Raw genomic sequence first — 14,170 nt, 5'->3', positions numbered from 1 at the left:
GCCGCAACATCCGGCGTTTCGTCCCGGAAGCCCGCTTCCGGGGTTGGGTCCTCGGACCCAGCGTCTCCCAGACGTGAAGCCTCCCTGTTCAACTCGCCGGCTAATCAATGGGTTAGCCGGCAGTTTTTTGTCCGGATATGCTGTGGGGTCCCACAGGGGTCCCAAACCGGTGAGGCTGGAACGGCTCCAGGCGGCTCATTCAAACATCAGCAAGTTAGCGACCCGTACCGGGGACTTTGCTGTTCCTAATGCACGCACGGCTGATGGCCGGAGCGTTCGGTGACGGTCGGGAGGAAGGCAGAACCGCCGCATGGGATAGTCGGCTCCTCCGTGGATTTTTCCCTCACGGTCAGCGCCAGCGAGGCCGGCACGTCCACCGGCACATCTCCCCAGTTGCCGCACTTCGTGGCAGGGCTGGAACGACTCCCTCCACCCCACGCCGAGCATCACACGTGGCAGGGCGGAACGTAGCTCGCCCGGATTGGCCGACCGGCGCAGCCCCCGGCGAGTGCGTGACGGCAGCCCGGTAGCTGGAGCGCGCGGACGCCTGGACTGCCGGGGGTGTGAGCCCCGGCCTCGATGCCGGGGCAAGCCGGGCGATTGCCAATCCGAGGGGAGCGGCGGTCGAGCACGATCATTTCAGGCAGGGTGCCGCCCAGGCGCTTGGCATTGACGCGGCGTTGCCGGCGGCGGGTTCCCTCTGAAATGATCGCTGCGAGTCACCACTGACCGGCGGGAGCGGCTTCACCGTGCTGGTCGCTGTTCGGGAGGTGTGGCCGCTTCCTCTGCCCGGCTGGGAACGCCTGCGCACTGTGCCAGGATCACCACTGCCGCAGACGGAACGATGAAGGCGGCGGGCTGCTGTCGAAGCCGAAGTTCGTGGATGGGCCGGATTGCCGGAACGTCTGCCCCATCAGATCGTCGGGCCGGCTGAGCGGGCTCGGGCGGTAGGTCGTGGTCCCGCCGTCCGAGTCCCGGTGCCTGATGCTGTCGCCCCTCGTGCCGTCCGTGCGGTAGGTGCCGCTGGACCCGTCGCTGCACCGGTAGCTCTGCCCGGTCAGCGAGCCAGGGTCACCCAGCGGGGAGAGGTAGCAGTTCGCCGTTGCGGCGGTTGGAGCGGCAAGGGCCAGAAGGCCGGAGAACGCGACGATCCGAAGCATGGGTGCCTCCATCATGTTCATGGGGAAGCGCCAAGCGTGCCTTGCCCGTGGGGCTGTTCAATCGCAAAGGTGGAGTGGAGGTGTGGTCATGCGGGCGATGGTCGAAGTGACGATCAGAGGTGCGGCCTCGCCCGCAGGGCAATCGGGGTCGCCGCTCCCCATGGTGTCCTCCGCCAGCATGTCCATCAACGAATAGGCCCTGCTCTCCGTCAGGCTGGAGTCTGGGAGTCCGCTAAGTGCAGCCTGAGGGGCGGGGAGCTACTGCCCCAGCGGCCAACGCCTGGGGCGACTCCATGGACTCCCAACGGGCTGCCAGAGGCATGCTTCCGCAGGTTGGATGCCGGCATGCGAATGCACCATCGCGTCGTCTCGGATCTGTGGTCAGGGGGCGGGACGACATGACAGGCGCGCCGGCCCTGTCCGCACTGTGTGCCGGGCCGACAGAAGACCCCCCCCTACCCTTCGACTTGAAGGGGGTGGGGGTCAAAAACCGCGGCTCTGCCGCGGGGGGAGGGATCGCTCACGTAAAATTCCCGCGAAAGGTTCGGTGCCCTCCAACTTTCCCGAAGCACACCCAATAGAAACCATCCGATATCGGATGTTTCCTGGTATAATACCCCCGCTCCCGATCTGGTGCGGGGCGTCGAAGCTGACGGAGGAACGCATGAGCATGCTGCCCGCCAAGCCCGGTTCCGGTCCAGCAAACATGGAACAGGAACGGCCTCGGCACCGCAAAATATCGCCCAAACTGAGCGCTGCACTCGACGCCTTGGTACACGGCGCACGCACCATCACCGACGCAGCCCAAAGCGCTGAAATGCGCCGGGAAGCCCTTTCGCTGGCACTGCGGAAGCCGCACGTTCAAGAGGAACTGGACCGGCGTGTGCGCGACGCGATGAAGCGCAGGGGCGTCAAGGCGCTCGCCAACATCGAATTCCTGGGTGACATGGCGAAGTCGGAGTACGTGCGCTTGGAGGCCAGCAAGGACTTAGCGAACCGGGCCGGCTACATCCCGCCGAAGGAGCAGCCGTCTTCCGATGGCGTGCTGATCGTCAACATCGACCTTGGCGACGGGCGGGGTCCCTTTGTGCTGCATGATGGGCCGCAAGACGGCGCGGGGAGCCACGGCCACCGTCTCGAAGAGCGGGTGTCGCCGTGACGGGGCACCATGATCTGTGGACGGGCGATCTGCTGCCGCAGTTGATCGCGCGGCGCCGGCAGTTGGGCCTTACGCAAGACGAGCTTGGGCACCGCATCGGCGTCACGGATGCCCTGGTCGGCAAGTACGAAGCCAGGATGAGAGCGCCGGGCGCCTTCCTGCTGGCCTGCTGGGTGGAGGCGCTGGACGCGCGTCTGGTGCTGGAGCCCCGGACCGGCATCGTGCAAGGGGTCAAGCCCGGCACCCGCTCCTGATGCCTCGTGCCGGGTCAGCGGGCGGCGTGGCGGTCTGCGTGAGGCGCGGCGTAGGCGCCGAGTGCGTGGCGCCGCGGGCGGGCCGGCAGGGCGTCGAACAGGGCCAGCGCCTCATCTGCGGCCTGGGCATCGCGTTCCAGACAGTGGAGCGCAGCCACCAGCGGGCCAGCGGCGGAGCCGGCGAACACCCGCACCAGCGCGGCCAGCGTACGGGATCGGGCAGCGCGCTCGGCGGGGTCCAGGTTGCGGAGGAAGGGGCCGAAGCCGGCGTCAGCGGTCAGCGGTGATCCCCTCCGGTTCCGCGATCCCAAGGGCGGTCAGCGCGGCAGCAGCTTGGGAGCGCCAGCGCCGGCCATAGACGCCCAGGCAGCGCAGGAAGCGGTCACCGTCATGGACCGGGGCTCCGTCCGGCAGCATGAACACCCTGGTCCCGTCCAGGCGCCCGCCACATCCGGCGCAACGGTGCGGGGTGGGCTTCACGCCATGCCGGCGGTGCCACAGGTCCATGGCGATGCCCCAGGCGCGGCGTTCGGCGGCGGCCATGCCCATGGCCGGGATGCGGGCCGCAACCTCGGCATCGAACCACTCCCGCCAGTTGGCAGGCTCCGCACCGTGCTGCAACGGGTGGCAGGCGTCGGCCACCGTCTCGGCGGTGCTGCGGGGCAGGCCGGCGTCGTGTTCGGCTATGGCGGCGCGCTCGTCCCAATCGTCGTCGGCGTCGGCGGTGGCAGGGGGCTCGGCCAGCAGCGCCAGCAGTTCGGCCTTGCGGGCGCGGATCAGGTCGCGCACCTCCGGTGTGATGCGGTCCTTCGGTCGGACCGTCAGCCGGTCCCCGTCCGCGGTCACCGTCAGACCGGCAGCGGCGATGGTGGCGAGGATGGTGGGGGCCACCATCAGAACACCTCCGCGTCGTCGTCGCGTTCCGGAGCTTTCGGCAGAGGGTGGGGCTTCTCCAGTTCAACCGTGCCGGTTTCGTCGTTCCCGTATTCTGCTCCAGTTGCCGGGACAGGGGGCGGGACACGGGACACCCCTATAGGGGTGTGTCCCTGTCCCGTCCCGGTCGGGACACGGGACAACAGCGGGACATGTCCCCCAGATGTCCCCCGTCCCGGCGCATTGCTAAATTGTTGAGACGTAGTCAACCATATGTAGTCCTTCCAAACCCCGACCATCCGGTTGCCCTGCAAGGATTTGATGGCGCGGGCGAACCTCTTCTTTTTGGTGTCGGGCTTCTCGTCATCCACGGTGCGGTTGTAAAACGACTCCCGAAGAGCGGCGACCGTAACGACACGGGTTCCAGCAGGAATGTGGTCGGACATGGAGCCGGGAGCGGTCATCCCTTCCCTTGCCAGGGTGTCGGTCAACACTTCCATGGCAGAGCGCGCATGATCAGGAAGTTTCCGGCTTTGCACCGGACGGGCCTCCCCCTCCGCCGGTATCGCTACGCACGATGTCAGCGGGTCGCCATCCTCATCCACGCCGAGAGGGACTATTTCCAGCGTGAAGGCGAACTCACCGTCCGCAGGCAGTTCCTTCGCCTTGGTAACCTTCGCCGTGCACACCTTGCTGGCCGGATCGCGGCTCACCTCGATTTCCGTATCGACGGCAGCGCGCAGCAACGAATGACCACGCGCCCCTCTTGCACCGTCCTTGCCGGAGTGGTGCACGAACATGACGTGCGCCCCGGTGGCCTCGCGGATGCGGTCGGCGTTCATCACCAAGGCTCCCATATCCTCGGGGGAGTTCTCGTTGCCGCCGGCCAGCGCGCGGGACAATGTGTCAACCACCACAAGCGCAACCGGCATTCCCAGGCGGGTAGCCGCACTGTTCACCAACGAAATCAGTTCATCGGTGTCGGCCTTGGGGTCGAGCAGGTTCACCGATGCCGGCAGAACGGCGAAGGGTGCCGAGCCAGCGATGCCCTGATGGCTTTTGAAGGCAGCCACCCGGTTGCTGATGCCCGCTGCGCCCTCGGCGGCGACATAGATCACGCCGCCCTGACGGACACGCCGACCGCGCCAGTCTCGCCCCAGCGCGACATGCAGAGCAAGATCAAGGACCCAGAAGGTTTTGCCCGCCCCGGACTCGCCGTAGACCACCGACAAAGCCGCGCTGCCCAGCAGCCCTTTCACGAAGGCGTTGGAATTGGTGCTGGTGCCGATCTGGTCGAACGGAACCAACCGCAGGCGCGATTGCGGGGCAGCGTCGAAGGGCACGGCGTTCTCCAGCATGGCGCGCAAATCGTCCACCGTGACGCCGGGCGGCGGTTCGTCGGCAAGGTCCCAGGCATCCAGCCAGCCGGCGGGCACCTGCACCACGGCAACGCTGGTGGCCCCAGCGGCCAGCGCCAGCCGGGCGACAGCCTCGGCGTAAGAGCGGCCCGGTTCGTCATGGTCGGGCCAGATGACCACCCGGCGCCCGGCCAGCGCGGACCAGTCCGCCTTGTCGGCGGCCTTGCTTCCGCTGGGAGAGGTGACGGCCACATGGCCGGGGAACAGGATTGCGGCGGCGTCGGTGGTCTTCTCCCCTTCCACCACCAGCACCGGGGCACCGGGCCGAGCGGCCAGCCGATCGAGCCCGTACAGCGGGCGGGGCGAGGGGAACGCCTGCCAGCGCCACGCCGCCTCCCCCGTCACGGTGTTGCGGGCGAAGACCAGCGGCAGCACGTCCTTGCCACCGCCGTCACGGTCGAAGCGGCACTTCATTCCCAGCAGGTCGCCGTTGGCATCGCGGTAGGCCCATTCTGCGGAAGGCTTCCCCAGGCGGTGCGACGGAATGGTGCGGGGGGCATCGTCGGGAACGGGTAGGACCGGCTCCCAGATCGCCGTTCCGGCGTCTTTCTGCCCGGCCCGCATGTCGGTGCGCTTCTGCTTGAAGCCGTTGGTCTGTTGCGGCGTCATGCCCTCGATCCCCAGGAAGCAAGCGGCCTCGGCCATGGCCTCCGACAACTCCAGCCGCCGGCCACGGGCGTACAGGTCAAGGTCATCGCCCTGGAACCCGCCTCCGAAGTCCGCGAGGATTTCCCCCTTGCCGGGGTCGAGCGGGATCGGAAGCGAACGGCCAGCATCGCCGTCCGCGTTGCCGATGTAAAAAATGCTGCCCTCCGTCTTGCCGTTGGGGAAGACATTGGGCAGCCATTCGGGCCGCGTCCGCCTCAACCCGGCAGCAGTCTCAGCCGCGGAGGGCATCGCAAACACCTCTGAAATCCAGCGACTCGGCGTCATTAATGAGCGTGTTCAGCCAAGAGGCGTGGGCTTGGGCATCGGGCGGATCGTCCAGCACAGCGCGCTGAAGCTGGCCGAGGCGGACGGCAAGATGGCGCGCAGCCCGGCTGCTGTCGTGGCGGTTGATGAAGTCGATCACGCAACCGAGATTGTCGGCGGCGGCCATCACCTTGTCCGGGTGACCGGACGAGAGAGAGGCCGCCAGCTTCCTCAGCATCGGCGCAACCTGCGCCGGCAAGGCGGGAAGCGCGGGAGCGCTCATCGTCACTCAGCCTTGAGACTGGCGGCAAAGGTGCGGATGCTCTCCACGCCAATCAACGTTTTCGCGCCCAACTTGACGCGCTTCAGCTTCCCTTCGTTGATCAGCTTGTGGAGGGTCGTGTTGCCGATGTTGCCCAGCATGTGGCGGGCGGTGATACGGTCAACAAAGGCCGGCTCGGGAATAGACATATTTCCTCGCAATTCGTGGAAGTCCTTGCGGACTCGGGAACTGCGATTAATGTGCGGCTACGGCAATCATATTGCTAAAGGTAATAGGTAACTTTGTCTGGTAATTACCAATTACCTTTCAGCATTTTATTCGTAACTTGGTCCACTTTGCTCCGTAAGTTTTTGCTGTTGCAAAGGGAATACCAATCGCCTTTGAGCAATCGGCGTACATTCTCTGTTTCTCATTCCGCATTCCCTCAACGTAGTTCGCACTATGAAGATCATACCAAGTGTATGCCTCACCCTCCTTCCCGTTAGGGTAGCTCCCAGTTTTCGACGATGCTGTTGCACACACAGATGCATTAACGTCGCCTCCGAATGCCCGAATGAATGCATCCAGTTCGTTCTTTGAAACGAACAGGTAGTGGTCATTGAGTGCTTTAACCCTGTCGTCGCTGCCGTAATCTTCTTTGATTATTCTTCCCGCGCTCACCTGCCGGTATGGATTGGCGTATTGCAGTACAAAATTGGAGGCTTGTAATATATCTCCATTCGGCGATTTTATCAAAAGGGTGAGGGCGCCGTTCTTAAAGCCATTGTACAGCCGATCACAGGCTTCTCTGGACATCATCTCCTGCTCGCGCTGCTTGGCTTTTGCCGCGTTGACAGCAACAAGATCATCGGCGTCAGGCGGCGTCCAAGATTGTCCGTATGCAGGACCGAAGATGGCGCGCGCCACATTCTGAGCGGCTTCGAACAACGGAACGAGGTAGGCCATAGGGCGTCTCCGCGTGACGCATCCGCATGGATGAGGTGGAGGGGAAGCCGGGTGCGGAGCCCGGCTTGTCGGTCGGCCAACCTATCCCCGCCGAGAGTGATCTTGCTTTGTTCATTGCCGGGGCAAGGCCGGGCGAACGGTCACCCGTGCTTGGCGCGCAGGGTCAGCGCAACCACCTTGGCGGCCCGTGTTGCCGCAGAAGTCGGCCCATCCCTCCATCAGCTTGCGGCGCTTTACCAGCAGGTCGCTGCACCAGTAGGTGGCCTCCACCTTGCTCTCCTGGGCGTAGGCCAGCGCCACTTCCTGAAAGGGGGCATTGTCTCGTCTCCCCAATCGCGGACGCTGGAATGGAACCCATGGGAAATGCAGGCGGCGTCCAGCCGGCGCGGCAGCATGGTCAACGTCACGTCGGATATCGGCCTGCCAGACTTGACACCCTCGAACACCAGGGCATCGGACGGGGCGCGCTTCGCCGATCTTGCGAGACTATCTTTCCGCGCAAGCGCTGTGGCATGAAGGGCGCGCAAATCGCCTGTTCATGAGGATTTTTCATAATGAACCCCGCCCTTGCTCAACTTCTTGAAGAGTTCCGGTCCTATGCCCAGACGGAGCGTGAGAAGGGCGGTTACTTTGAGCGTTTCGCCGTAGCGTTCATCAAAAACGATCCGGGCATGCGGCAAGAATACGAAGACGCATGGCTCTATTCGGAATGGGCTGTTCGGAACGGTCTGAATGCCAAGGACACCGGGATTGATGTGGTCGCCAAGATCAAGGGCGAAGACAGCTTTTGCGCAATCCAGTGCAAATTCTACCGGAACGGCCACCGGATACAGCGAGCGGACCTCGACAGCTTTTTCACCGCATCCGGTGTGCGGAAATTCTCGCGCCGCCTGATCATCGACACCACAGATGCGCCTTGGGGAACCAACGCCGAAGCCGCGTTGGAGGATCAAGACAAGCCGGTATCACGCATCGGGTTGGACCGGCTGAGCGACAGCCCGATTGACTGGTCGGCCTACCTGCTGCGCGATGAAATCAGACTCGCGCCCAAGAAGGAAATCCGCCCCCACCAACAAGAGGCGTTGGAGGCCATCCGCAACGGCTTGGCGGACGCCGACCGTGGCAAGCTCATCATGGCGTGCGGCACCGGCAAGACCTTCACCGGCTTGAAGATCGCCGAGGATTTGGCCGGCATTGGCAAGACCGTGCTGTTTCTGGTCCCGTCGCTGGCCTTGATGAGCCAGACCATCCGCGAATGGACCATCGACGCGGCCTTGCCCTTGCGCGCCTTCGCCGTCTGTTCCGACGTGCAGGTCGGCAAACGCCGCCGCTCCAACAGCGACGTTGCCGAAATCGAAACCCACGATCTGGATTACCCCGCCACCACCGACGCGGCGAAGCTGGCGCGGCGCGCGGCGCAGCCGGCCCCCGACCGCATGACCGTGGTGTTTTCCACCTACCAGTCCATTCAGGTTATTTCCGACGCACAGAGCAAGCATGGCCTGTGCGCGTTCGACCTGATCATCTGCGACGAAGCCCACCGCACTACGGGCGCAACGCTGGACAAGAAAGAGGAAAGCAACTTCGTTAAAATCCACAACCAAGACTTCATCGCGGGGGCCAAGCGGCTCTACATGACCGCGACCCCGCGCGTGTTCGGCGATGCGGTCAAGACCAAGGCCAATGAAGCATCCGCCATCCTGTGTTCGATGGATGACGAGACACTTTATGGGAAAACCCTGTTCACCCGTGGGTTCGGCTGGGCCGTCGAAAACAAGCTGCTGACCGACTATAAGGTTCTTGTGTTGGCGGTTGACGAAACCCTGGTCAGCAGCGGCGTGCAACGGCGTCTGGCCGATGGATCATCTGAACTGAAGCTTGACGACGCTACCAAGATCATCGGCTGTTACAAGGCGCTGACCAAGCACGGCCTGCATGGGGACTTGCCGACCGACATTCAGCCGATGAAACGGGCGCTGGCTTTCTGCAAGGACATCGCCACGTCAAAGCTGGTCCAGCAGGAATTTGCCCAAGTCGTCGCCGAATACCTGGAGTCCGACGAAGGTAAGGCCACTACGGCTGACGACGAGACGCTGGAATGCCAGTTGGAGCATGTGGACGGCACCTTCAACGCCAAAGAGCGCAACCGGCTGTTGGAATGGTTGAAGGAAGACCATGGCGGCAACGCCTGCCGTATCCTGACCAACGCCCGCTGTCTGTCGGAAGGGGTGGACGTTCCGGCACTGGACGCCATCCTCTTCATGCACCCGCGAAAGTCACAGATTGACGTGGTGCAGTCGGTGGGCCGAGTGATGCGCCGCGCCGCCGACAAGAAGCTGGGCTATGTCATTCTCCCCGTGGGTGTTCCCGCCGGGGTGACGCCGGAAGAGGCGTTGAATGACAACGAACGCTACCGCGTTGTCTGGCAAATCCTTAACGCCTTGCGGTCCCACGACGAACGCTTTGACGCCATGATCAACAAGGTTGATCTGGGCGTTGACGTGTCCGACCACATCGAAGTGGTGGCCGTGGTCAAAAACCTGCCTGAAGCCGCCGAAAGGAGCGGGGGCAAGGCTGACGTTGGCGGCAAGCCGTCGTCCGACAGCGACGATGACCGGGGTGAAGACCGGCCGCAGGACACCGGCCCGGCGCAAGCCTCCTTCGTCTTCGATGAGATTTCCCGCGCCATCATGGCGAAGATCGTCAAGAAATGCGGACGCCGGGATTATTGGGAGGATTGGGCGACCGACATCGCCAAGATCGCCCAAACCCACATCACCCGCATCACCGCCCTGGTGGAGAAGCCCGGCACGGCGGAACGCAAGGCGTTCGATACCTTCCTGGCCGAAATCCGCGACGATTTAAACGACAGCGTGACCCCGGCCGAAGCCGTCGAGATGCTGGCGCAACACATCATCACCCGTCCGGTGTTCGATGCGCTGTTCGAGGGCTACAGCTTCGCCAGCAGCAACCCGGTGTCGGTGGCGATGCAGCGCGTGTTGGCCGCCCTGGACGAACACAATCTGGACAAGGAGTCCGCCAGCCTTAAGAAATTCTATGACAGCGTGCGGCGTCGCGCGGCTGGAATTGACAAGGCGGAAGCAAAGCAGAAGATCATTGTCGAACTGTACGACAAATTTTTCCGCAACGCCTTCCCGAAGATGACCGAACGGCTGGGGATTGTTTACACCCCTGTCGAGATTGTTGATTTTATCATCCATTCGGTGAATGAGGTTCTGCAATCGGAATTCGGCCAGACGCTGGGCAGCAAGGACGTTCACATCATCGACCCATTCGTCGGAACCGGAACCTTCATCACCCGCCTGCTGCAATCCGGTCTGATCCGGCGGGAGGAGATGGAACACAAATACCGCCACGAAATCCACGCCAACGAAATGGTATTGCTGGCCTATTACATAGCCGCGATCAACATCGAAGCGGTGTATCACGGCATCATGGACGGGGATTACGTGCCCTTCGATGGTATTTGCCTGACAGATACATTCCAACTTTATGAACAGGAAAAGGATCTGGTCAGTGATTTGATGGCAGACAACAGTAACCGCCGCACCCGCCAAAAGGATTTGGATATTCGGGTGATTGTGGGCAACCCACCTTATTCCGTAGGACAGGGAAATGCCAACGATAACGCCGCAAATATATCTTATCCGAAGCTGGATATTCGCATAGGAGAGACATACGCAAAGCGTTCATCCATGACTTCTTTGAGAAATATATATGATAATTATATTCGCGCCATTCGTTGGGCGAGCGATCGGATCGGCGATGCTGGCGTAATTGGCTTTGTCACTAATGCTGGATTTTTAAGTTCAACGTCCTCAGACGGCTTGAGGAAGTGTTTGGTGGATGAGTTCTCTAATATTTACGTATTCCACCTGAGAGGAAATCAGAGAACATCAGGCGACTTGTCAAAGCGAGAGGGGGGTAAAGTATTTGGCAGTGGCAGCCGTGCCGCAGTCGCAATCACCATACTGGTGAAGAACCCAAATTCTTCCGAACACGGCCGTATCAGCTTTCACGACATCGGCGACTATCTCACCCGTGAAGAGAAGCTTGCTATCGTGTCACGCTTCGGCAGCATCGTAGGGATCGAACGAGCAAATGCTTGGCAAACGATTACGCCCGATGAACATGGGGATTGGCTAAAGCAGAGAGACAGAGGCTTTGAGGCATTTATCGCATTGGGTGATAAAAAAGGAAAAGAAACAAAGATATTTGACAATTTCTCTCTCGGCATCGCTTCGGGCCGCGACAGTTGGGCATACAACCACAGCAGAAATACTGTGGATAATAACATTCGCTCTATGATCGGGTTCTATAATTCGGAGCTTGAGCGCTTCAATACTGCATACTCTCACGCAGACCGCAAGACGCGCACGGAGGCTGTAGACAGCTTCATCAACACCGATCCCAGCAGGATTAGCTGGACACGGGCGCTTAAGGGAGACTTGGCTAAAGATAAGCGATTTTCATTCGATGTGGATTGCCTCTCGCCAAGCCTTTACCGGCCCTTTACACGGCAATGGCTCTACTACAACCGGACCTTCAACGAGATGGTCTATCAGATGCCGCGCATATTCCCGGTAGAAGGAGGGAAGAACCGGGCGATTTGCGTCGCTGGTCCCGGCAGTATCTCGGGCTTTACATCATTGATGGCAGAACTTCCCCCGGAACTTTGTCTGGCAACAATGAAGGGAGGCACGCAAGTATTTCCTCGCTACTTGTATGAAGATGAAAAGCTAATCAGTGATGATGCCCAAGGTGACCTGCTAGCGACCGGATCGAATGGAATGGGTGGCCGCCAGCGTCGCGACGCCATCACCGGCGAAGGTTTGGCCCACTTCCAGGCCGCCTATCCGGGTGAGGCCATCACCAAGGATGACCTGTTCTATTACGTCTATGGCCTGCTTCATTCGGAGGAATACCGCGAGCGTTACGCCGACAACCTGTCCAAACAGTTGCCGCGCATCCCCGCCGTCAAACCTAATTCCAGCTTCCGGGCCTTCGTTGACGCTGGGCGGGCCTTGGGCGCGCTTCACGTCGATTACGAGAGCGTGGAACCCTATCCGCTGACCTTCACCCGCGGCGATGTCAGCTTGGCCCCGCCCGCCGACCCGCAGAGCTTCTATCGGGTGGAACAGATGAAGTTCGCGGGCAAGCGCCCGAAGCTGGACAAAACGACAGTGATCTACAACGCCAACATCACCGTGACCGGCATTCCGTTGGAAGCCTATGACTATGTGGTCAACGGCAAGTCGGCGATTGATTGGGTGATGGAACGCCAATGCGTGAAGACCGACAAGGCCAGCGGCATCGTGAATGACGCCAACCTGTACGCCATCGAAACCGTGGGCGATCCGGCCTATCCGCTGAAGCTGTTGCAGCGGGTGATCACCGTGAGTCTCGAAACCATGAAGATCGTCCGCTCTCTGCCGCCGCTGGGCGATCTGTCGTAGCCGGAACACCCGGCATCCGGTGAATGGGTGGGGCTGGCCTGTTGGTCACCCCATCGGCGGACTTCACGCACCTCACCTCCGTAACCTGCCCTTTCTGCCGGGCGCTTAAAGTGTCGGTCTTCTCCTATCCCCAAGGCACTTGAGCAGACCCTTGGAGATGCCATGCACTGGGTTCTCACCGGAGCGGGAGCCCTTGGCTGCCGCCAAGTCCAGCAGGGCACCGATGCTCTCGGATGCGACGGACCGTCTCCGGCTTCTCCAGCCAGAAGGCCAGTGGGGCACCCGTCACCTTGGGCGAATAGTCGGTGCTGCATGGCACCGGGTGCGAAGCCGGGACTGAGCGGTCACCCGCGCTTGGTGGCGCGTCCAGCCAGCGGAACCACCTTCGCTCCTTCCCCGGTGACAAGGCTATTCACGTGATGAGCCCACGTCTCCAGCGCCACGCGCTTCTCGTCGCGGTACCGGTGGACATTGTAGGTTTTCTCCAGGATGCCGCGCCCATGGTTCAGCACCCGTTCAATCACGTCCTGGGCAACGCCGAGTCGGCCAAGCCCGGTCGCCACCGTGCGACGGATGTCATGAAGGGTCCAATCCCTCACGCCACTCTCCCGGTCCAGGATGATCTTCAAGCGCTTCATGCCGGCATAGGGCTTCTTCCCCTCCGAGTCGCATGAGAAAACGAATGGGCCGGTTCGCGGGGTCTCCTTCAGCAATTCAACCGCGGCGGCGGGGAGCGGGATTTCGTGATCGCGCCGGCCCTTGTTCCGGGCGCCGGGCAGTACCCATAGGTCGGCGCGCAACTCCGCCCACGGCAGGCACCTCACTTCGTCGCGGCGCTGCCCGGTGAGGATCATCAGCTTGACGATCTGTTTGCTCGGATACGTGAGGGAGTCAGCCGCCCGCCAGATCGCGACCAGTTCCGCGTCCTCCAGGACACGCGCCCGCGGCGTTTCAATCTTCTTGCGCTTCTTCACCGTGGCGGCGGGGTTCACGTCGATGAAATCGCGCTCCACCGCCCAGTTGAAGGCAGCCATCACCTGTGACCGCACCCGGTTGACCTGGGCGTTGAGTCCCTTCCTGTTCTGGAGGTCGTCCAGCAGTTCCACGATGTCGGCACGGCGCACCTCATCCAGCGCCTTCGTTCCGATAGCCGGGACAACATGCGCCGTAAAGAGACGGTCGGTCTGCTCCCATCGGCGCTGGTTGGCCTTGCAATAGTCGTTCACATAGCGCGTCAGCAGGTCGGCCACCGTCTTTGGGCGCTGCTCGGCACGTTTGGCCTCCTCATCGTCACGCTTCTCCCGCTCGGGCAGATCGATGCCCTTCTTGGCGGCGCTGGTGATGGCGTGCGCGCGGTCACGGGCATCGGCAAGGGAGAAGGTCGGGTATGGCCCTATCGTCTCGACCTTGCGGCCAGCAACGCCCTTCACGCGATAGCGGACGCGCCACGACCTGGAACCTCCGGCAGAGATACGGAACTCCAAGCCGGGTTCGCGAAGGTCGGTGATCGACAGGCGCCCGGTGGCCGGGGGAGTCAGCGAACGCAACAGGGGATCGGTGAGAAACTTCTGCATGGCATAGCTCTGGGGTCCCAACGGGGTCCCATTCTATCCCGGCTTGGCGCGAACGGTCACGAACCCCAACGAACTACTACCATCACGAATATCAACGAGTTAGCCGATGCTGTGT

At 62.1% G+C, this 14,170-nt stretch carries 11 protein-coding genes; 3 read left to right on the top strand and 8 right to left on the bottom strand.

Annotation, left to right across the window (positions count from 1 at the left end):
- Positions 1-821: 821 nt before the first annotated feature.
- Positions 822-1,160: a hypothetical protein gene (locus tag DS843_RS08850; protein ID WP_149468522.1), complete on the bottom strand. Its 339-nt coding sequence runs from the start codon at positions 1,158-1,160 to the stop codon at positions 822-824.
- A 664-nt stretch (positions 1,161-1,824) separates the two neighbouring features.
- Here DS843_RS08850 and DS843_RS08845 point away from each other — a divergent pair.
- Both DS843_RS08845 and DS843_RS08840 read left to right on the top strand, forming a co-directional pair.
- The gene (locus tag DS843_RS08845) at positions 1,825-2,319 is read left to right on the top strand and encodes a hypothetical protein (RefSeq protein WP_149468521.1); all 495 of its coding nucleotides are present in this window, start codon (positions 1,825-1,827) and stop codon (positions 2,317-2,319) included.
- Positions 2,316-2,573 (top strand): helix-turn-helix domain-containing protein, encoded by a 258-nt coding sequence (locus DS843_RS08840; protein ID WP_208852206.1) that lies wholly within the window; start codon positions 2,316-2,318, stop codon positions 2,571-2,573. The genes DS843_RS08845 and DS843_RS08840 overlap by 4 nt, the downstream gene beginning before the upstream one ends.
- Positions 2,574-2,587: 14 nt before the next feature.
- On the opposite strand, the gene DS843_RS08835 is transcribed toward DS843_RS08840, so the two are convergent.
- From DS843_RS08835 to DS843_RS08810, 6 genes are all read right to left on the bottom strand, one after another.
- Positions 2,588-2,884, bottom strand: coding sequence for a hypothetical protein (locus DS843_RS08835; protein WP_149468520.1), 297 nt, complete (start codon positions 2,882-2,884; stop codon positions 2,588-2,590).
- The gene (locus DS843_RS08830; RefSeq protein WP_149468519.1) at positions 2,844-3,467 is read right to left on the bottom strand and encodes a TubC N-terminal docking domain-related protein; all 624 of its coding nucleotides are present in this window, start codon (positions 3,465-3,467) and stop codon (positions 2,844-2,846) included. The genes DS843_RS08835 and DS843_RS08830 overlap by 41 nt, the downstream gene beginning before the upstream one ends.
- Positions 3,467-5,761 (bottom strand): AAA family ATPase, encoded by a 2,295-nt coding sequence (locus DS843_RS08825; RefSeq protein WP_167525244.1) that lies wholly within the window; start codon positions 5,759-5,761, stop codon positions 3,467-3,469. The genes DS843_RS08830 and DS843_RS08825 overlap by 1 nt, the downstream gene beginning before the upstream one ends.
- Positions 5,745-6,059: a hypothetical protein gene (locus DS843_RS08820; RefSeq protein ID WP_149468517.1), complete on the bottom strand. Its 315-nt coding sequence runs from the start codon at positions 6,057-6,059 to the stop codon at positions 5,745-5,747. Before DS843_RS08820 ends, DS843_RS08825 begins: the two co-directional genes overlap by 17 nt.
- A 2-nt stretch (positions 6,060-6,061) precedes the next feature.
- A complete protein-coding gene (locus DS843_RS08815) occupies positions 6,062-6,247 on the bottom strand; it encodes a helix-turn-helix domain-containing protein (RefSeq protein ID WP_149468516.1) in 186 nt (61 codons plus the stop codon).
- A 118-nt stretch (positions 6,248-6,365) separates the two neighbouring features.
- Entirely contained in the window at positions 6,366-7,004 is a 639-nt protein-coding gene (locus DS843_RS08810; RefSeq protein WP_149468515.1) for a hypothetical protein, read from the bottom strand.
- Positions 7,005-7,558: 554 nt separating this feature from the next.
- On the opposite strand from DS843_RS08810, the gene DS843_RS08805 reads away from it, so the two are divergent.
- Complete coding sequence (locus DS843_RS08805) at positions 7,559-12,481, top strand: DEAD/DEAH box helicase (protein ID WP_149468514.1); 4,923 nt, start codon at positions 7,559-7,561, stop codon at positions 12,479-12,481.
- 344 nt (positions 12,482-12,825) lie between these two features.
- Here DS843_RS08805 and DS843_RS08795 read toward each other — a convergent pair whose 3' ends face one another.
- On the bottom strand, positions 12,826-14,055 hold the full coding sequence (locus tag DS843_RS08795; protein ID WP_149468513.1) for a tyrosine-type recombinase/integrase: 1,230 nt from the start codon (positions 14,053-14,055) through the stop codon (positions 12,826-12,828).
- Positions 14,056-14,170: the final 115 nt, after the last annotated feature.

Source organism: Roseomonas genomospecies 6 (assembly GCF_008365375.1).
Lineage (GTDB): Bacteria > Pseudomonadota > Alphaproteobacteria > Azospirillales > Azospirillaceae > Azospirillum.
Note: the sequence above shows the minus strand (reverse complement) of the source record. Positions and strands in the feature narration are given on the sequence as shown.

Coding starts and splice junctions, on each gene's coding strand:
- DS843_RS08810 (WP_149468515.1), bottom strand. CDS start 7,004: ATGGCCTACCTCGTTCCGTTGTTCGAAGCCGCTCAGAATGTGGCGCGC.
- DS843_RS08795 (WP_149468513.1), bottom strand. CDS start 14,055: ATGCAGAAGTTTCTCACCGATCCCCTGTTGCGTTCGCTGACTCCCCCG.
- DS843_RS08850 (WP_149468522.1), bottom strand. CDS start 1,160: ATGCTTCGGATCGTCGCGTTCTCCGGCCTTCTGGCCCTTGCCGCTCCA.
- DS843_RS08830 (WP_149468519.1), bottom strand. CDS start 3,467: ATGGTGGCCCCCACCATCCTCGCCACCATCGCCGCTGCCGGTCTGACG.
- DS843_RS08820 (WP_149468517.1), bottom strand. CDS start 6,059: ATGAGCGCTCCCGCGCTTCCCGCCTTGCCGGCGCAGGTTGCGCCGATG.
- DS843_RS08805 (WP_149468514.1), top strand. CDS start 7,559: ATGAACCCCGCCCTTGCTCAACTTCTTGAAGAGTTCCGGTCCTATGCC.
- DS843_RS08825 (WP_167525244.1), bottom strand. CDS start 5,761: ATGCCCTCCGCGGCTGAGACTGCTGCCGGGTTGAGGCGGACGCGGCCC.
- DS843_RS08845 (WP_149468521.1), top strand. CDS start 1,825: ATGAGCATGCTGCCCGCCAAGCCCGGTTCCGGTCCAGCAAACATGGAA.
- DS843_RS08815 (WP_149468516.1), bottom strand. CDS start 6,247: ATGTCTATTCCCGAGCCGGCCTTTGTTGACCGTATCACCGCCCGCCAC.